The organism is Pseudomonas sp. PDM13 (assembly GCF_025685765.1).
Lineage (GTDB): Bacteria > Pseudomonadota > Gammaproteobacteria > Pseudomonadales > Pseudomonadaceae > Metapseudomonas > Metapseudomonas solani.
This window is the reverse complement of sequence record NZ_JAOTQU010000037.1, coordinates 40147-58304: the sequence shown is the minus strand read 5'-3', so window position 1 is coordinate 58304 and position 18158 is coordinate 40147. Positions and strand designations below refer to the sequence as shown.

Genomic DNA, 18158 nt, shown 5'->3' with positions numbered 1-18158 from the left:
CTGGAAGCTGCCGACGGCGGTGCGGGTAGCGGCGACTATGACGACGTCTTGCATGGTTTCTGTCCTCGGATCGGGTTGCCGGTTCAGGCTGTGACCGGAAAGTGGCCGATGGTCGCACAGGCCCGTGTGACCGGCCAGCCACTCAGCGAGTGGGCAGCCCCATGCGCCGGCGGGCGCGGACGGAGGCGCCGTTGCGCAGGGCCCAGCGCAGCATCGGTGCGGTGCGCTGCACGCCGGCGCGGATCAACGGGCGCTGCCAGTCAGGCAGGCGCAGGCCAAGCATGGCCAGGGCCCAGGTGGGCAGCAGCTCGATGCCGGCCTGCATCATCAGGTTGCCGAAGGGCTTCGCCAGGGCGCTGGGCGCGGGGGCATCGCGCAGCAGGCGCACCACCTCGAGAGTGCGCTCGTCGCAAAGCATCTGCGGGCGCATAGCCTCCAGGTAGCCGGCGACGGCCTGGCGCGATTTGGGCACGTTACGGGCGCCAAGGCGTTCGGCCACCAGGGCGATTTCCGCGTAGTAGCGGTCCTGGTCGGCACCGGGCATCTGCGGATCGAGGTGGCGGAGGTAGGCGCCGAGGAAGCTGCTGACCTCGGCGACATGCACCCAGGTGAGCAGGTCCGGGTCGCTGGCCGCATAGGGGCGCCCATCCGGCGCGTTGCCGACCACTTGCAGGTGAATGGTGCGCACCTTGTCGATCAGCCATTCCGCGTCGTGGCGGTTGCCGTAGGTGGTGCCGGAAATGAACAGGCTGGTGCGGCGCAGGCGGCCGAGCATGTCCTGGCGGAAATTGGAGTGGTCCCACACGCCAGCCAGGGCGAGGGGGTGCAGCATCTGCAACAGCAGGGCGCTGATGCCGCCGATCATCATCGAGGTGAAGTCGCCGTGGACCTTCCAGGGCATGGACTCCGGGCCGAACAGGCCGGGGTCGCCCTTGGGGCCGTCCAGGTCGATCTGCCCGAGTGAGGCCCCGGTGAGGCTGAGGATCTGGCTTTCGATGCGGTTGCGGATAAGGTCCATCGTCAGGTGTTCGAGGCAGGCCGGGAGCTGGCGCCCGGTGATTCTTCCGGCTTCCAGCTCCCAGCTTCAAGCTTTATCTACTGGTTCAAGCGCTTGTCGATAAGGCTCTCGACCACCGAGGGGTCGGCCAGGGTGGAGGTGTCGCCCAGGCTGTCCAGCTCGTTGCAGGCGATCTTGCGCAGGATGCGGCGCATGATCTTGCCCGAACGGGTCTTCGGCAGGCCGGGTGCCCACTGCATCAGCTCGGGCTTGGCGAAGCTGCCGATTTCCTTGCCGACCAGAGCCAGCAGTTCTTTCTTCAGCTCATCGCTGGGCTCCACGCCTTTCATGGTGGTGACGAAGGCATAGATGCCCTGGCCCTTCACATCGTGCGGGTAGCCGACCACCGCCGCCTCGGCCACGTCGTCGTGCAGCACCAGGGCGCTCTCTACTTCGGCGGTGCCGATGCGGTGCCCGGAGACGTTGATCACGTCGTCCACGCGGCCGGTGATCCAGTAGTAGCCGTCCTCGTCGCGACGCGCGCCGTCGCCGGTGAAGTAGTAGCCGGGGTAGGCGGAGAAGTAGGTCTCGATCATCCGCTTGTGGTCGCCGTAGACGCTGCGGATCTGGCTCGGCCAGCTGGCCTTGATCGCCAGCACGCCGGAGCCGGCGCCTTCGATCTCCTTGCCCTGTTCGTCCAGCAGCACTGGTTGCACGCCGAAGAAGGGGCGGGTGGCCGAGCCGGGTTTCAGCGCCGTGGCGCCGGGCAGCGGGGTGATAAGGATGCTGCCGGTCTCGGTCTGCCACCAGGTGTCGACGATGGGGCAGCGCTTTTCGCCGACGACGTTGAAATACCACTCCCAGGCTTCCGGGTTGATCGGCTCGCCGACGCTACCGAGCAGGCGCAGGCTGGCGCGCGAGGTGCTGCGCACGGCGGCGTCGCCTTCACGCATCAGCGCGCGCAGGGCGGTGGGCGCGGTGTAGAAGATGTTGACCTGGTGCTTGTCGATTACCTGCCAGAAGCGCGAGGCATCGGGGTAGCTGGGCACACCCTCGAACATCAGGGTGGTGGCGGCGTTGGCCAGGGGGCCGTAGACGATGTAGCTGTGGCCGGTGACCCAGCCCACGTCGGCGGTGCACCAGTAGATATCGCCCTCGTGGTAGTCGAAGACGTACTTGTGGGTCATTGCCGCGCCCAGCAGGTAGCCGCCGGTGGTGTGCAGCACGCCCTTGGGTTTGCCGGTGGAGCCAGAGGTGTAGAGGATGAACAGCGGGTCCTCGGCGTCCATCCACTCCGGTACGCATTCATCCGAAGCGCCGCGCAGGGCCTCGTGGTACCAGATGTCGCGGCCTTCGACCCAGGCGACTTCGCCCTGGGTGCGCTCGACCACGACAACGGTGGAGACATCGGGGCAGTCCTTCAGCGCCTTGTCGACGTTCTGCTTGAGGGGCACGTATTTGCCGCCACGCACGCCTTCGTCGGCGGTGATCACGGCACGGCAGTCGGCGTCGAGGATGCGGTCACGCAGGGCATCGGGGGAGAAGCCGCCGAACACCACCGAATGCACGGCACCGATGCGCGAGCAGGCGAGCATGGCGTAGGCCGCCTCGGGGATCATCGGCATGTAGATGCACACCCGGTCGCCCTTCTTCACGCCGCGATCCTTGAGCACGTTGGCCAGGCGGCAGACGTGCTGGTGCAGCTTGCGGTAGGTGATCTGCGCGGACTCGGCCGGGTTGTCGCCTTCCCAGATGATGGCGACCTGCTCGCCGCGTTTTTCCAGGTGGCGGTCGATGCAGTTGTAGCTGACGTTGAGCTTGCCGCCCTTGAACCATTCGGCCTGGCCCTGGCGCAGGTCGCTGCTGTGCAGCTGGTCCCAGGGCTGGAACCAGTCGAGGAAGGTGGTGGCCTGCTCGCTCCAGAACTCTTCGGGGTTATCCACCGACTGCTGGTACAGGCGCAGGTAGGCATCGTTATCCAGGAAGGCGCGCTTGCGCACGTCCTCGGGCACGGCGTGAAGGCTGATTTCGTACATGAGGCGGGTCCTTGTTTTTGTGTTGCCGCAATGCCGGCTAGGGTGCACCCAAGCAGTTGCTCGGTTCAAGTGCCCGCCGGCTTTGCACAGGCGTTTGAGCCCGCCCCAAGGTTATTCGTTCAGCGCAGGGGTGTACTCGAGCTGGGCTGCCACCAGTGCGGCAGTAGCTTGGCCGTAGCGCCCGGCGATGGCGCCCAGGGTCTGGTCGAAGAGGCTGGCCAGTGGTGCGTCGGTGGGCTGCAGGAGCGTGATACCCGGGTGCGCGGCAATGGGCTCCGGCAGCAGGACCAGGCCGCTTGCCGTGCGGATGGGGGCTGCATCCGCCGCCAGTGCCAGGACCTCGGAGCGGAAGGTGCGTGACCAGGCGTCTGCACGCAGGGCCAGGGCCAGTTCGTCTTCGCCTTGTCGCACCTCCAGCCCCAGCTCCTCGTGGTGCCAGAACGACAGCAGATTGCCGGCGGCGGCCAGGTAGCCGTCGGTGCCAAGGGCGAAGGCATCGCCGTCGTGCCTGGGCGACCAGTCCGCCAGGCCGATGCCTGTGGCCAGCGCCTGTGCCCGGACGGTGCCGGCGATGGCTTCCACCAGGGCGATGGAGACAGGCATCGCGGCGCTGACGCCGGCCGTGGTGATCACCTTGCCGTCGGCCAGGTAGCGGCGATCGCTCACCCAGCGGGTGCCGGGAAAGTCGTCCTCCCGCTGGCGCCGGGAGTACCAGTGGCCGGTGGCGCGACGCCCCTCCAGCAGGCCGGCTTCGCCGAGCACCAGGGCGCCGTCGCAGATACCGACGACGGTCGCGCCCTTGGCGGCTTGCTGGCGGACCCAGCGCAGCAACTGCGGGTCGTCGCTGTGGTGGACGGCGGGCACGACGATGTAGTCGGCGCCTTCGGGGTGGCGGCGGTCGAAGCCGTCGATATCGGCCTCGGCCAGCAGGCGCAGCGCCGGCATCATCTGCATCGGCCCCGGCCGGGTGGAAAGCGCGACGACCTCGGCGACGCCCGAGCGCTTCAGCAGCCCATAGGGAAGAACGTAATCGACCAGTTCCGTCATGCGGTTTTCTCCGATCACCGCCACCAGCGGCCGTTCGCGCTCGAAGCGCTGCTGGTAGGCGGGCAGGCGCTCGGACGCTTCGTCGGCCCGCAGGGGCAGGGGATGGCAGAAGAAGAGGCAGGCGAGCAGCAGGGCGGCTAGGCGGGACATGCGAGGGCTCCTTGGCGGTCGGGTTGCCTGGAGTGTCCATCGGGCTGCTCTGGCGCGAATGACAGTGATGGATGAAACTCCGCCAATCCTCGTGAATGCCTGCCAGGTGTCCCATGCCCGTAGCCCCCGAATCGCCGCCCCATCTCGTCGTCTTGCTGGTCTTCGCCGATTTCCAGTTGCTCGACGCCAGTGGCCCGGCGGATGTGTTCGCTGCCGTCGGCGAGCACCTGCCGGGCGGCCGTGCGGCGCCTTATCGCTTGCGCACGGTGGCGCCTGAGGCGGGGCTGGTGGCGTCGTCCACCGGGTTGCAGTTGCAGGCCGAGGCGCTGCCGCCACCCTCCGAGCTCGTGGGCTGCACCTTGCTGGTGGCCGGCGGCCATGGCGTGCAGCGGGCCATGGGGGCGGAGGTGCTGGTGCGCTGGCTGGCCGAGGTGGCGCAGGTTGCGCGGCGTTGCTGTTCGGTCTGCACCGGCGCCTTTCTGCTGGCGCGCGCGGGGTTGCTTGATGGGCGCCAGGTGGTCACCCACTGGCGCTACGCAGCGCTTTTGCAACGGCTGTTTCCGACGGTGCGGGTTCTGGAGGACGCGCTATTCGTGCGTGACGGGGCCTTCTACAGCTCCGCGGGTGTTACCGCGGGCATCGACCTGTGCCTGAGTCTGGTGGAGGAGGACCTGGGGCGTGGTGTTTCGCTGCAGGTGGCCAAGGGGCTGGTGATGTACCTGCGGCGCCCTGGCGGGCAGCGCCAGTTCAGTGCCGAGTTGCTGGCTCAGCAGGCGCCGGTGGGCGGGTTGGTGGAGCAACTATCGGCCTGGCTGCGGGAGCACCTGCAGGAGGACCTGGACATCGAGGCGATGGCGGCGGCGCTGGCGGTGTCGCCCCGTACCCTGCATCGACGCTGCAAGGAGGAACTGGACATGGGCCCTGCGCGGCTGTTGTTCCAGATGCGCCTGGAGGCGGCCTGTCGGTTGCTGGAGGCGGGGGCGGCCTCGCTCAAGCGCACGGCACAACGCACCGGCTTCATAAGCGAGTACAACCTGAGAAGGGCGTTCGTGCTGGAGTTGGGGGTGACGCCGAGCGAGTACCGCCAGCGTTTCTGCCGCTAGCAGCGGCGGGTACCTGGCCGGGGAGTGCCGCACTCGGGGCGGGTGCGGCAGCTGCATCAGCCGCGGTGACGGCCGCGGAAGAAGTCGATCAGGCCCTGGGTGGAGCCGTCCTCGGCAGGGGTTTCCTCGCTGCCGACGATGCGCGAGTAGACGCCCTTGCCCAGCTCCTTGCCCAGTTCGACGCCCCACTGGTCGAAGGCGTTGATGCCCCAGAGCACGCTCTGCACATAGACCTTGTGCTCGTACATGGCGATCAGCGCGCCCAGGCGACGAGGGCTGATGCGCTCCATCACCAGGGTGTTGCTGGGGCGGTTGCCGGGGATCGCCTTGTGCGGTGCCAGGCGCTGCACCTCGGCCTCGGGCAGGCCTTTGGCGCGCAGCTCGCTCTCGGCTTCCTCGCGGGATTTACCGAGCATCATCGCCTGGCTCTGGGACAGGCAGTTGGCGAACAGCCATTGGTGGTGGTCGGCCACCGGGTTGTAGCTGGAAACCGGGACGATGAAGTCGGCCGGAATCAGGTGGGTGCCCTGGTGCAGCAACTGGTGGTAGGCGTGCTGGCCGTTGCAGCCGACGCCGCCCCAGATCACCGGGCCGGTACCGGCGGTGACCGGGCTGCCGTCCTGGCGCACGCTCTTGCCGTTGGACTCCATGTCCAACTGCTGCAGGTGGTCGGTGAAGTTACGCAGGTAGTAGTCGTAGGGCAGGATCGCGTGGCTGCGAGCGCCCCAGAAGTCGCTGTACCAGACGCCCAGCAGGCCGAGGATCACCGGGATGTTGCGCTCGAAGGGCGTGGTCTGGAAGTGCTGGTCCATGCTGTAGGCGCCGGACAGCAGCTCCTTGAAGTTGGAGATGCCGATGGACATGGCGATGGGCAGGCCGATGGCCGACCACAGCGAGTAGCGGCCTCCCACCCAGTCCCACATGGGGAAGATGTTCTCTTCACGGATGCCGAAGGCCATGGCCGCTTCCTTGTTGCTGGAAACGGCGATGAAGTGGCGGTAGAGCTCTTCCTCGCTGCCGCCCTGGGCCAGGTACCAGGCGCGGGCGGCCTGGGCGTTCTTCAGGGTTTCCAGGGTGCCGAAGGACTTGCTGGAGACGATGAACAGGGTGGTTTCGGCGTTGAGCTTGCAGGCCAGCTCGCGGAACTCGCTGCCGTCGATGTTGGCCAGGTAGTGGCAGCGCACGCCTTTCTGGGCGAAGGGCAGCAGGGCTTCGGAAACCAGTTGCGGGCCGAGGAAGGAGCCGCCGATGCCGATGTTCACCACGTCGGTGATGGGCTTCTCGGTGTAACCGCGCCACAGGCCGTTGTGCACGTAGCCCACCAACTCGGTCATCTGGTGCAGCACGCGGTGCACCTCGGGCATCACGTCGGTGCCGTCCACCCGCACCTTGTCGCCGATGGGGCGGCGCAGTGCGGTGTGCAGCACCGGGCGCTGTTCGGAGGCGTTGATCACCTCGCCACGGAACATCGCCTTGATCGCTTCGCTGAGCTGCGCTTCTTCCGCCAGCTTCACCAGCAGGGCCAGGGTGTCGTCGCGGATCAGGTTCTTGGAGAAGTCCAGCAGCAGGCCGCAGGCGCTGAGGGTGAAGCGCTTGAAGCGCTCGGCGTCATCCTGGAAGGCCTGGCGCATCTTGAAACCGGCCAGCTCCTCACGGTGCGCGGACAGCGCGCCCCAGCTGGGCAGTTGGGTTACGTCGAGCGGAGTCAGGTGGTGGTTCATGGCGTGCCTTCAAGCAATCAACTTGGTTATGAACATGAAAAAGCCCGGAGTGTTCCGGGCTTCCAGTCTAGCGGGTCAGGGCTTAGGCGACCTGTACCGGAATGGCGTTACTGGTATGGCTCAGCTCGTTACCGGGGGCCATGTAAAGCATACGTGGCTTGAAGCTGGCCAGTTCGGTTTCACTGTAGTGGGCGTAGGCGCAGATGATGACCCGGTCACCTACTTTGGCCTTGTGCGCGGCAGCGCCGTTGACCGAGATCATGCGCGAGCCGTTTTCACCGCGGATGGCGTAGGTGGTGAAACGCTCGCCGTTGTCGACGTTGTAGATCTGGATCTGCTCGTATTCGTGGATGCCGGCGAGGTCCAGCCACTCACCATCGATGGCGCAGGAGCCTTCGTAGTCGAGTACGGCGTGGGTGACTTCGGCGCGGTGCAGCTTGGCCTTGAGCATGATGGCGTGCATGGCGTTTTCCTTGTCTGGACGCTGGCGGCGGCAGAGTTTGCCCGAACCACGAGGGGCGGGCAAGCCGTGCCGGGCGCGGGTTTCAGGCCTGCTTTTCGAGGCTGAAGGCGAGGTTGTCGATCAGTCGCGTGGTGCCCATGTAGGCGGCGGCCAGTATCACCAGGTCGCGTTCGCCGGGCTGAGCCGGACGCAGGCTGGAGGCCTCGCGGACTTCCAGGTAGTCGGGGCGGAAACCGGCCTTGCTCAGCTCGTCGCGGCCCTGGGCTTCCAGTGCGGCGAAGTCGCTGTTGCCACTGGCTACGGAGGCCGCCAGCTGCTTGAGGATGCGATACAGGGCCGGCGCGGCGGCACGCTGCTGCTCGTCCAGGTAGCCGTTGCGCGAAGACAGCGCCAGGCCGTCTTCGGCGCGGACCGTGGCCTCGCCCATGACCTGGATCGGCATGTTGAGGTCGCGGACCAGCTTGCGGATCACTGCGAGCTGCTGGAAATCCTTCTCGCCGAACAGGGCGAGGTCCGGCTGGACCATGTTGAACAGCTTGCTGACCACCGTGGCCACGCCCTCGAAGTGGCCGGGACGGCTGGCGCCGCAGAGCCCTTCGGAGACCAGGGGAACGCTGACGCGGGTCTGGTCGCTCATGCCGTCGGGGTACATCTCCTCGACGTCCGGGTGGAACAGCAGGTGGCAGCCGGCGGCGACCAGTTTTTCCTGGTCGGCCTGCAGAGTGCGGGGGTACTTGGCCAGGTCTTCGCTGGGGCCGAACTGCAGCGGGTTGACGAAGATGCTGGCGACGACGAAGTCGGCGCGCTGGGCGGCTTTTTCCACCAGCGCGGCGTGGCCGGCGTGGAGGTTGCCCATGGTCGGCACCAGGCCGATGCGCTTGCCTTCGCCACGAGCACGGGCCACGGCGGCCCGCAGCTCGCGGACGGTCTTGACGGTGATCATGCGGAGAATCCGTGTTCGGCGGCCGGGAAGGTGACGTCCTTGACGGCCTTCACGTAGGCGGCCATGGCGGCTTGGATGCTGGGCTGGCCTTCCATGAAGTTCTTCACGAACTTGGGCGCGCGACCGGTGAGGGAGAGGCCGAGCATGTCGTGCATCACCAGGACCTGACCATCGGTGGCGCTACCGGCACCGATGCCGATGACCGGGATCTTCACCGACTGGGTGATTTCGGCGGCCAGCTCGCTGGGCACGCATTCCAGCAGCAGCATGGCGGCGCCGGCCTGTTCCAGGGCCATGGCGTCGGCACGCAGCTGGCGAGCCTGGGCTTCCTGGCGGCCTTGTACCTTGTAGCCACCGAGGATGTTCACCGCTTGCGGGGTGAGGCCAAGGTGGGCGCAGACGGGAATGCCACGCTCGGCCAGCAGGCGGATGGGCTCGGCCAGCCAGGCGGCACCTTCCAGCTTGACCATGTGCGCGCCGGCCTGCATCAGGGCGGCGCTGTTGGCGAAGGTCTGCTCCAGGGTGGCATAGGCCATGAACGGCAGGTCGGCGATGATCAGCGCGCCCTGGTTGCCGCGCTTCACGGCGGCGGTGTGGTACGCCATATCGGCGACGCTCACCGGCAGGGTGCTGTCATGGCCTTGCAGGACCATGCCAAGGGAATCGCCCACCAGCAGCACATCGGCACCGGCCTGGCTCGCGGCCTGGGCGAAGGTGGCGTCATAGGCCGTTAGCATGGCGATCTTCTCGCCTTTCTGCTTCAGCTCTTGAAGGGTGGTCAGGGTCACATCAGGCATGAAAACGTCCTCATCGGTACCGATTCTGCACCGGCACGGGGCAACGGGACGCTTATAGTCCCGATGGTGGGGCATGGTGTCAATTGCGGGTGTTACCGATCTGTTACGGCGTTACCGCCATGCCCGGAAGGCGCCCCACGACCTCGAGCCCTTCGAAGGGACAGGCGTCCAGAAGTGCTTGCAGGGGCTGGCCATTCGGGAGCTTCAGGCCGCCGCCGGCTATCTCCGCGAGGGGATAGAGAACGAAGGCGCGAGCGTGCATGTGGTAGTGCGGAACCTGCAGGCGTGGCTCGTCGAGCGTGCGCTCGCCGAACAGCAGGATGTCCAGATCGAGGGTGCGCGGGCCCCAGCGCTCGTCCTTGCGCACGCGGCCCTGGGCGAGTTCGATCGCCTGCAGGGCGTCGAGCAGTTCCAGGGGCATGAGTTCGGAGTCGAGGGCGGCCACGGCATTGGCATAGCGGGGCTGGTCGGGTGGGCCGAGCGGGTCGCTGCTGTAGAGCGAGGATACGGCCGCCAGACGAGTGCGTGGCAAGGCGGCCATGGCCTGCAGGGCGCTGGCCAGTTGTGCCGCGGGCTCGGCGAGATTGCTGCCAAGCCCTATATAGATGCGTTCCATCATCACTCGCTGGCGGGAGCCGAGCCTTCACGCGGGCCGCGCTTGCGACGGCTGCCACCACGGCGACGCTTGCGCGGTGCGCCGCTGCCGTCGTCCTTGCTGCTGAGGTCGCGGATCATGGCGCGGCGCTCGCTGTCGCTGGCTTCCTGGTAGTCGGTCCACCAGTCGCCGAGGCCATCGGTTTGCTCGCCTGCGCTTTCACGCAGCAGGAGGAAGTCGTAGCCGGCACGGAAGCGCGGGTTCTCCAGCAGCAGGTCGGCACGTTTGCCACTGCGGCGCGGCAGGCGCTCCTGCATGTCCCAGATCTCGCGGATCGGGATGGTGAAACGCTTGGGAATGGCGGTGCGCTGGCACTGTTCGAGGATCAGGCCGTGGGCCGCTTCCTGGATGGCCGGGATCGGCGGCATGCCACGTTCCTGCAGCAGCGCTGCACGGGCAGGCAGGGCCGGCCAGAGCATGGCGGCGAAGAGGAAGGCGGGGGTTACCGGCTTGCCCTGGCGGATGCGTTCGTCGGTATTCGCCAGTGCCTGGCGGATCAGCGCGCCGGCGTACTCCGGGTCGCGCTCCAGGGACGCCGCAGCGGCCGGGAACAGCGGGGCGAAGAGGTCGTATTCCAGCAGCAGTTCGAAGGTGCGCTCGGCCTTGCCACCGAGGAACAGCTTGAGGATCTCGTCGAACAGGCGGGCGGACGGGATGTCCCGCAGCATCGGCGCCAGGCGGCGGATGGGCGCGGCGCTGTGCTTCTCGATCTCGAAGCCGAGCTTGGCGGCGAAGCGCACGGCGCGAAGCATGCGCACCGGGTCTTCGAGGTAGCGCTGCTCGGGATCGCCGATCAGGCGGATCAGGCGGTTGCGGATGTCGTGTACGCCGTGGGCGTAGTCGAGGATGCGCTCGGTGACCGGATCGTAGTAGAGGGCGTTCATGGTGAAGTCGCGGCGTTGCGCGTCTTCTTCCTGGTTGCCGTAGACGTTGTCCCGCAGGATGCGGCCGCTCTCGTTGCGCGAGGACTGGTTGCTGTCTTCCTCGTCGGCACCCTGGGGGTGGTTGGCGCGGAAGGTCGCGGTCTCGATGATCTCGCGGCCGAAGTGCACATGGACCAGTTTGAAGCGACGGCCAATGACCCGGGCGTTGCGGAACTCCGCGCGGACCTGCTCGGGTGTAGCGCTGGTGGCCACGTCGAAGTCCTTGGGCTCCAGGTTCAGCAGCAGGTCGCGTACACAGCCACCGACCAGGTACGCCTGGTATCCGGCCTTTTGCAGGCGCTCGACCACGTTCACCGCGTTGCGGCTGATATCCGCACGCTCAAGCGAGTGTTGGCGATTGCTCAATACTTCGGGTGTGCTGCGGGGATGCTGCGCGCGGCGCAGGGGAGAGCGAAAAGACTGGATCAGCTTCTTCAGCATGGGATGCACTGTTTTGCGGAATGGACGGCCAGAATTGAATAAGACCGCACGATGGACGCGGATTCTAGCACTGGGTCGGGAGATGGTGAAGGAAGCGGCGGGGGTGTGTCAAAGCTACTGGGGGAGCCGAAGCTCCCCCCCAAATTGGTGCGTGCTTTGTTTTTATTGTTGTGTCGGGCTTGGTGTTTTTGTTGTTTGACCCGTTCCAGCAGGCTCTCGGCCTCTGAAAATGCCCTCGAATCGAGGGTCAATAGCAAACGGATTGCTTTGGACGCTGACGGTGCCATGATCATTCCGTGATCCAACCAGTTCCGGCGCTGCCTAAGGGCAGTTTTGTTGTTCTCAGCCTGGTCGTGGGGCGAGCCCCAAAGGCAACTCCTCTCCAAAAGAATCAGTTAGCTGCGCCTCCGCGGTTTTGTTTTTGTTGTGCTGGAGTCGATACGTCTTGTTTTTATTGTGGGGTTACACGTTTGTTATTGTTGTTGTACTGGAGATAAAGCAGTTGCCGTGCCAACTTTTGCGAATCCTTGTAAATCAAGGGTTTGCGAAGATCAGGGATGGATCGGCAGGTACAAAAAAGCCGGGCTTTCGTTACCTTAAGACCCGGCTTTTGTTACGAGAGATTAACGCGGTAACAAAGCGATGCAATCCGCCGCACCGCTCTACTCCTGAGGTTCACCGCCTCAGGAGGTGGCTGCACCCGATTTGCGGCGGGGGATACCGAGGCGCTGGCGGCGTTCCCACAGGCATTTGCGGCTGATGCCCAGTTTTCGGGCAAGCTCGGTCTCGGTCATATGATCCTGGTGCTCGAGGACGAAGTGCTGGAAGTAGTCTTCCAGTGACAGGTCTTCGGTCGGCTCGTGGCTGCTGCTGGCGCTTTGCATGGGCGAATCGAGGAAGACGTCGTCATCCAGGTCGTCCAGCTCGATGTCGATGCCCAGCAGCTCGGCGGAGATGTCCGGGCTTTCGCACAGGATCACCGCGCGCTCGATGGCGTTCTCCAGTTCGCGCACGTTGCCCGGCCAGGGGTAATGACGGATGGCCTGCTCCGCATCGTGGGCGAAGCGCAGGTCTTCGCGCCCCATGCGTGTGCATTGGCGGGCGAGGAAGGCGCGAGCGATCTCGATCACGTCGTTACCGCGCTCGCGCAGGGCGGGCAGCTTCAGCGAGATCACATGGAGGCGGTAATAGAGGTCTTCGCGGAACTGGCCGGTCTTGGCCAGCGTCTTCAGGTCGCGGTGGGTCGCGGCGATCAAGCGCACATCGACCTTCTGCGATTGCACCGAGCCGACCCGGCGGATCTCGCCTTCCTGCAGCACGCGCAGCAGGCGCGCCTGGGCTTCCAGCGGCAGCTCGCCGATTTCATCGAGGAACAGGGTGCCGCCGTCGGCCGCTTCCACCAGGCCGGCGCGGCCGGCGCTGGCGCCGGTGAACGCGCCTTTCTCGTGGCCGAAGAGCTCGGATTCGATCAGGGTCTCCGGGATCGCGGCGCAGTTCACCGAGATCAGCGGCGCCTTGGCGCGGCGGGAGAGGTTGTGCAGGGCGCGGGCCACCAGTTCCTTGCCGGTACCGGATTCGCCCTGGATCAGGACGGTGGAGTCGGTGGGCGAGACCTTGCGGATCTTGCTGTACAGCTCCTGCATCGCGCCGCAGGAGCCGATGATGCCGATTTCGCCGTCTGCGGCGCTGCTGCTCGCTGCGGCTTTTTCCGTGCCGCGCGCGTTACCGCTGCGTTCGGCCGGGGCGCCTTTGCCTTCCTGGCGCTCCTTGAGGATGCGCGCGACGGCTTGCAGCATTTCGTCGTGGTCGAAGGGCTTGGCGATGTAGTCCACCGCACCCATTTTCATCGAGTCCACGGCCGAGCGCAGGCTGGCGTAGCTGGTCATGATCAGCACCGGGGTGCCCTGGGCGAGCTTGATCAGCTCGGTGCCGGGGGCGCCGGGAAGGCGTAGGTCGCTGACGATCAGGTCGAAGCCGGGGATGCTGTAGCGCTCCTGGGCTTCCTGGACGGAACCTGCTTCGCTGACCTGGTATTGGTTGCGTTCAAGCAGGCGGCGCAAGGCAGAACGGATAATGGTTTCGTCTTCGACGATGAGAATATGTGGCATTAAATTCAGCTCTCTCGACGGTCTCAGATCACAGCGGACGTCGCTTCGACAAATCGTGGCAACGTCACCCTGATTCGGGTGCCGCGCTGTTGTTCGGGGTCGGCCGGGCTTTCGATGGTGATGTGGCCATAATGCTCTTCCACGATCGAATAGACCAGCGCGAGGCCCAGGCCGGTCCCCTTGCCCGGGTCCTTGGTGGTGAAGAACGGCTCGAACAGGCGGTCCATGATCGCCTTGGGAATCCCGCTCCCTTCGTCCTCCACTATAAGGTCGACCGCGTGGTCGGATATCTCGCTGCGCACGCGTATCGCGCTACCGGGCGGGGAGGCGTCGCGGGCGTTGGAGAGCAGGTTGATCAGCACCTGGGCGAGGCGCTGCGGGTCGCCCTCGGCGACGTGTTCCGGGTCGCACAGGTTGAAGAACTCCACGTCGACGCTGCGCTTGTTCAGCGATAGCAGGCCGATGGCGTCCTGGGTCACATCGGCCAGGCACACCGGCTCGGTGGCCTGCTGGCGGCCGCCGGCATGGGCGAAGCTCATCAGCGACTGGACGATGCGTGACACGCGCTTGGTCTGTTCCAGTATCTGGCTGCTGATCTCGGTGAGCTCGCCATCACCCTCACGCTCTTCGCGCAGGTTTTGCGCCAGGCAGGCGATGCCGGTGATGGGGTTGCCGATCTCGTGGGCGACGCCGGCGGCGAGGCGACCGATGGACGCCAGGCGCTCGGAGTGCACCAGTTTGTCTTCCAGCAACTGGGTATCGGTAACGTCTTCCACCAGCAGTACCAGGCCACTGTTACCGGGCGCCAGGGGCTCGTCGATGGCCGCCTTGTGCAGGTTCAGCGAGCGGGTCTGGCCCTCCAGCTGCAGGCGCTGCTTGTGCAGGTGCTCGTCGGGCAGGTTGATGAAGCTTTCCAGCAGCCCTTTCCAGGGTTCGGCGATGGCCGAGAGGCGCGAGCCGACCACGCGCTGGGCAGGGATTTCGGTGAGCTCCTCCATGGCACGGTTCCACATGAGGATTTCCTGGTCCTTGGCCAGCGAGCACACGCCCATCGGCAGTTCCTGCAGGGTCTGGCGGTGGTAGCGGCGCAGGGCGTCCAGCTCGGCGGCCAGGCCGGTGAGGCGGGAGTGGTAGTCCTCCAGGCGGCTCTCGATGAAGTGGATGTCCTCGGTGACGTAGCTTTCGCTGCCGGACTTGTACGGCAGGAAGGTCTCGACCATGTCTTGGGCCACGCTGGGCCCCATCAACCCGGAAAGGTTGGCCTCGATGCGGTCGCGCAGGCGACGCAGGGCATAGGGGCGGCGTTCGTCGAAGGGCAGGTGCAGGTCGCGCAGGGCTTGCTCCACCTCCTTCTGCGCGGTCTTCGCGCCCAGCGGCTTGGCCAGTTGCGCGGAGAATTCCTGGGGCGAGCCGGCCACCAGTTCGCGGCGTTGCGGGCGGCGCACGTTGTCCACGGCGCAGGCCTCGGCGGCACCACGCTCTTCGGCGCTGGCATCGGTAAACAGCGAGACCAGGGTGAAGACCAGCACGTTGGCGGCCAGCGAGGCGATGGCCGCGATGTGCCAGCTGGTGTCGTCGAGTACGTAGATGGCGTTGAACAGCGGCAGGTAGATGCCCTGCAGGTTGCCCACCAGCGGCAGCAGCATGCTGAACAGCCAGACGCCGATACCGGCCAGCAAGCCGGCGATGAAACCACGGCTGTTGGCGGTCGGCCAGTAAAGCACCGACAGGGCGCCGGGAAGGAACTGCAGGGTGGCGACGAAGGCGACGATGCCCAGGTTGGAAAGGTCCTGCTCGGCACCCAGCAATAGATAGAAGCCGTAGCCCGCCATGATGATGGCGACGATCAGCGCCCGGCGCGTCCATTTCAGCCAGCGGTAGATGTTGCCTTCCGACGGCGGCTGGTAGAGCGGCAGCACCAGGTGGTTCAGCGCCATCCCCGACAGTGCCAGGGTCAGCACGATGATCAGGCCGCTGGCCGCCGACAGCCCGCCGACATAGGCGAGCAGTGCCAGGGCGTCGCTGTTCACGGCGATGCCCAGGCCGAGGGTGAAGTATTCCGGGTTGGTGGTGGCACCCAGCTTGAGGCCGGCCCAGAGGATCAGCGGCACCGCCAGGCTCATCAGCAGCAGGAACAGCGGCAGGCCCCAGCTGGCGCTTACCATGGCGCGGGGGTTGAGGTTCTCGGTGAAGGTCATGTGATACATGTGCGGCATCACGATGGCCGAGGCGAAGAACACCAGCAGCAGCGTGCGCCAGGGGCCTTCCTGCAGTGGGGTGTGCAGGGTGGAGAGCGCTGCCTGGTTCTGCAGCAGCCACAGCTCCAGTTCATGGGGGCCGCCGAATACGCCGTACAGCGCGTAGAGGCCGATGCCGCCGAGGGCGGTGAGCTTGACCAGGGATTCGAAGGCGATGGCGAAGACCAGGCCCTCGTGTTTCTCCCGGGTGGCGATGTGGCGTGCACCGAAGAGGATGGTGAACAGCGTGATCAGGGCGCAGAAGCCTAGGGCCACGCGGTCGTGCACCGGCTCGCGGGTGAGGATGCCGATGGAATCCGCCACCGCCTGGATCTGCAATGCCAGCAACGGCAACACACCCACCAGCATGAACAGCGTGGTCAGCGCGCCGGCCCAGGTGCTGCGGAAGCGGAAGGCGAACAGGTCCGCCAGCGAAGACAGCTGGTAGGTGCGGGTGATGCGCAGGATCGGGTACAGCAGCACGGGCGCGAGGAGGAAGGCGCCGGAGATGCCCAGGTAGCTGGCGAGGAAGCCGTAGCCGTACTGGTAGGCCAGGCCGACCGTGCCATAGAAGGCCCAGGCGCTGGCATAGACGCCCAGCGACAGGGTGTAGGTCAGCGGATGGCGGACGATGCGCCGCGGTACGAAACCACGGTCGCTGAGCCAGGCGACGCCGAACAGGGTGAACAGGTAAGCCGCGCTGATCAGGATCAGCTGGCTCAGGCTAAAGCTCGTCAGCATCGCGTTGGCTCTGGAGGATGAAGGTCACCACGATCAGGATCAGCCAGAGCAGGTAGGGGCGGTACCAGGCCCCATTGGGGTCGATCCACCAATCCATGATGGCGGGGGAGAACAGGTAGATCCCCACCACCAGGAGCAGGACCAGTCGGTAGATATACATGCCGCATCTCACGTCGGGAGTGCGGCGATGGTAGCGAATGCCAGATGCCGGTGCGAGGGGGGTGGCGCCTAGCGCAATTGCGCTTCGGCCAGGGTGCGGCTGCCGGGGATGCGCGTGGCGTCCCAGTTGGCGATGCCCCAGTCCAGCACCTCGCGGGCGCTGGCGTCGGCGAGCTCCTGCGGGGGGCGTTGGCCCAGTGCACGCAGCGCACGGTTGAGCAGCGGCGCGGCCTGGTCGGCCGGCAGCGGTGGGGAGCGGTAGGACTTGCCCAGCTTGTGGCCGTCCGGCTGGATGATCAGCGGCACGTGCAGGTAGCGCGGCTGCGGCAGGCCCAGCAGCTCCTGCAGGTACAACTGGCGCGGCGTGGAGTCGAGCAGGTCGGCACCGCGCACCACATCGGTCATGCCCTGCCAGGCGTCGTCGAGCACCACTGCCAATTGGTAGGCGTAGAGGCCATCGCGGCGGCGGATGACGAAATCGCCGACTTCGCGCCCCAGGTGCTGGCGGAACTCGCCCTGCACGCGGTCGGTGAAGCCATAGATCAGCTCCGGCACGCGCAGGCGGATCGCGGCGTCGTGTTGGGGATGCAGCGCATTGCGGCAGAAACCGGGGTAGACGCCCTGGTGGCCTTCGAGCTGCTTGCGCGAGCAGGTGCAGGCATAGGCCAGGCCCTGGTCGAACAGGCGGTCGATCACCTGGGCATAGACGTCGTGGCGGTCGCTCTGGCGCACCAGTTCACCGTCCCACTCGAAGCCGTAGCTTTCCAGGGTGCGCAGTATCGCGTCCTGGGCGCCGGCCACTTCACGGGGTGGGTCGAGGTCCTCCATGCGCAGCAGCCAGCGGCCACCCACGGCGCGGGCGTCGAGGTAGGAGGCGAGGGCGGCGACAAGGGAGCCGAAGTGCAGATAACCGCTGGGCGTGGGCGCGAAGCGGCCGATGTAGGCGGGGGAGCTCATTGGGATGCGGGCCTGCTGAAACGAAACGGGGCGCCGAAGCGCCCCGTTCTGGGATCAGGAACCGAGTTGCTTTTCCTTGATCTCCGCCAGCGTCTTGCAATCGATGCAGAGCGTAGCGGTGGGGCGTGCTTCGAGGCGGCGGATGCCGATCTCGACGCCGCAGGAGTCGCACCAGCCGTAATCGTTGTCTTCGATCAGCTGCAGGGTCTCGTCGATCTTCTTGATCAGCTTGCGCTCGCGGTCGCGGGCACGCAGTTCCAGGCTGAATTCTTCTTCCTGGCTGGCGCGGTCGGCCGGATCGGGGAAGTTAGCGGCTTCGTCCTGCATGTGGTGCACGGTACGATCCACTTCTTCCATCAGCTCAACCTTCCACTTGTTGAGGATGCTGGTGAAGTGAGCGCGCATGCGATCACTCATGTATTCCTCACCCTTGGTTTCCTGGTAGGGCTCGAAACCACGGATCAGTTGGCTGCTCTGTTGCTTAGCTTTGGTGGGCATGAATGGCCGCCTCTCACTTTCTCTAATCCATTGCGCAGGTTCTGGTCCATCGCCGGTAACCCGGCCCTGCGACTGCAAGCGGGCGAACTTACCAGATCGACTCCGGGCACGCTACTCCCAGTTATCTTGGTTGCTGCAGCCTTCCCGGACCATTCGGTAGAATCCGCTCTTTGCGCTAATAA

Annotated in this window: 15 protein-coding genes; 1 reads left to right on the top strand and 14 read right to left on the bottom strand. The window is 65.9% G+C overall.

Annotated elements, in window-relative coordinates:
• Positions 1-142: 142 nt before the first annotated feature.
• The 3 genes from OEJ36_RS28235 to OEJ36_RS28225 all read right to left on the bottom strand — a co-directional run bounded on the left by OEJ36_RS28235 (position 143) and on the right by OEJ36_RS28225 (position 4230).
• Positions 143-1018 carry an oxygenase MpaB family protein gene (locus OEJ36_RS28235; protein WP_263404330.1) on the bottom strand — a complete coding sequence of 292 codons (876 nt, stop codon included), beginning with the start codon at positions 1016-1018 and terminating at the stop codon, positions 143-145.
• A gap of 77 nt (positions 1019-1095) precedes the next feature.
• The gene (gene acs, locus OEJ36_RS28230; RefSeq protein ID WP_263404329.1) at positions 1096-3033 is read right to left on the bottom strand and encodes an acetate--CoA ligase; all 1938 of its coding nucleotides are present in this window, start codon (positions 3031-3033) and stop codon (positions 1096-1098) included.
• Positions 3034-3144: 111 nt separating this feature from the next.
• The gene (locus OEJ36_RS28225) at positions 3145-4230 is read right to left on the bottom strand and encodes a DJ-1/PfpI family protein (protein WP_263404328.1); all 1086 of its coding nucleotides are present in this window, start codon (positions 4228-4230) and stop codon (positions 3145-3147) included.
• 113 nt (positions 4231-4343) lie between these two features.
• Between OEJ36_RS28225 and OEJ36_RS28220 the strand changes: the two genes are divergently transcribed.
• Positions 4344-5333, top strand: a complete 990-nt coding sequence (locus tag OEJ36_RS28220) for a GlxA family transcriptional regulator (RefSeq protein WP_263404327.1) — start codon at positions 4344-4346, stop codon at positions 5331-5333.
• A 56-nt stretch (positions 5334-5389) separates the two neighbouring features.
• On the opposite strand, the gene pgi is transcribed toward OEJ36_RS28220, so the two are convergent.
• The 11 genes from pgi to dksA form a co-directional block, all read right to left on the bottom strand.
• A complete protein-coding gene (gene pgi / locus OEJ36_RS28215; RefSeq protein ID WP_263404326.1) occupies positions 5390-7054 on the bottom strand; it encodes a glucose-6-phosphate isomerase in 1665 nt (554 codons plus the stop codon).
• An 82-nt stretch (positions 7055-7136) separates the two neighbouring features.
• Positions 7137-7517 (bottom strand): aspartate 1-decarboxylase, encoded by a 381-nt coding sequence (panD, locus tag OEJ36_RS28210; protein WP_263404325.1) that lies wholly within the window; start codon positions 7515-7517, stop codon positions 7137-7139.
• Between the two features lie 82 nt (positions 7518-7599).
• Complete coding sequence (gene panC / locus OEJ36_RS28205) at positions 7600-8460, bottom strand: pantoate--beta-alanine ligase (protein WP_263404324.1); 861 nt, start codon at positions 8458-8460, stop codon at positions 7600-7602.
• A complete protein-coding gene (gene panB / locus OEJ36_RS28200; protein WP_263404323.1) occupies positions 8457-9257 on the bottom strand; it encodes a 3-methyl-2-oxobutanoate hydroxymethyltransferase in 801 nt (266 codons plus the stop codon). The genes panC and panB overlap by 4 nt, the downstream gene beginning before the upstream one ends.
• 103 nt (positions 9258-9360) lie before the next feature.
• Positions 9361-9873 (bottom strand): 2-amino-4-hydroxy-6-hydroxymethyldihydropteridine diphosphokinase, encoded by a 513-nt coding sequence (folK, locus tag OEJ36_RS28195; RefSeq protein WP_031287631.1) that lies wholly within the window; start codon positions 9871-9873, stop codon positions 9361-9363.
• A 2-nt stretch (positions 9874-9875) separates the two neighbouring features.
• Positions 9876-11276 (bottom strand): polynucleotide adenylyltransferase PcnB, encoded by a 1401-nt coding sequence (locus tag OEJ36_RS28190; protein WP_184491005.1) that lies wholly within the window; start codon positions 11274-11276, stop codon positions 9876-9878.
• 683 nt (positions 11277-11959) lie between these two features.
• Positions 11960-13384 carry a sigma-54-dependent transcriptional regulator gene (locus OEJ36_RS28185; protein ID WP_021219320.1) on the bottom strand — a complete coding sequence of 475 codons (1425 nt, stop codon included), beginning with the start codon at positions 13382-13384 and terminating at the stop codon, positions 11960-11962.
• Between the two features lie 23 nt (positions 13385-13407).
• Complete coding sequence (locus OEJ36_RS28180) at positions 13408-16362, bottom strand: sensor histidine kinase (protein ID WP_263404322.1); 2955 nt, start codon at positions 16360-16362, stop codon at positions 13408-13410.
• Entirely contained in the window at positions 16346-16522 is a 177-nt protein-coding gene (locus tag OEJ36_RS28175; protein WP_003095129.1) for a hypothetical protein, read from the bottom strand. The genes OEJ36_RS28180 and OEJ36_RS28175 overlap by 17 nt, the downstream gene beginning before the upstream one ends.
• A 68-nt stretch (positions 16523-16590) precedes the next feature.
• Complete coding sequence (gene gluQRS, locus OEJ36_RS28170) at positions 16591-17478, bottom strand: tRNA glutamyl-Q(34) synthetase GluQRS (RefSeq protein ID WP_263404321.1); 888 nt, start codon at positions 17476-17478, stop codon at positions 16591-16593.
• A 54-nt stretch (positions 17479-17532) separates the two neighbouring features.
• A complete protein-coding gene (gene dksA / locus OEJ36_RS28165) occupies positions 17533-17976 on the bottom strand; it encodes an RNA polymerase-binding protein DksA (protein WP_015478905.1) in 444 nt (147 codons plus the stop codon).
• Positions 17977-18158 lie beyond the last annotated feature (182 nt).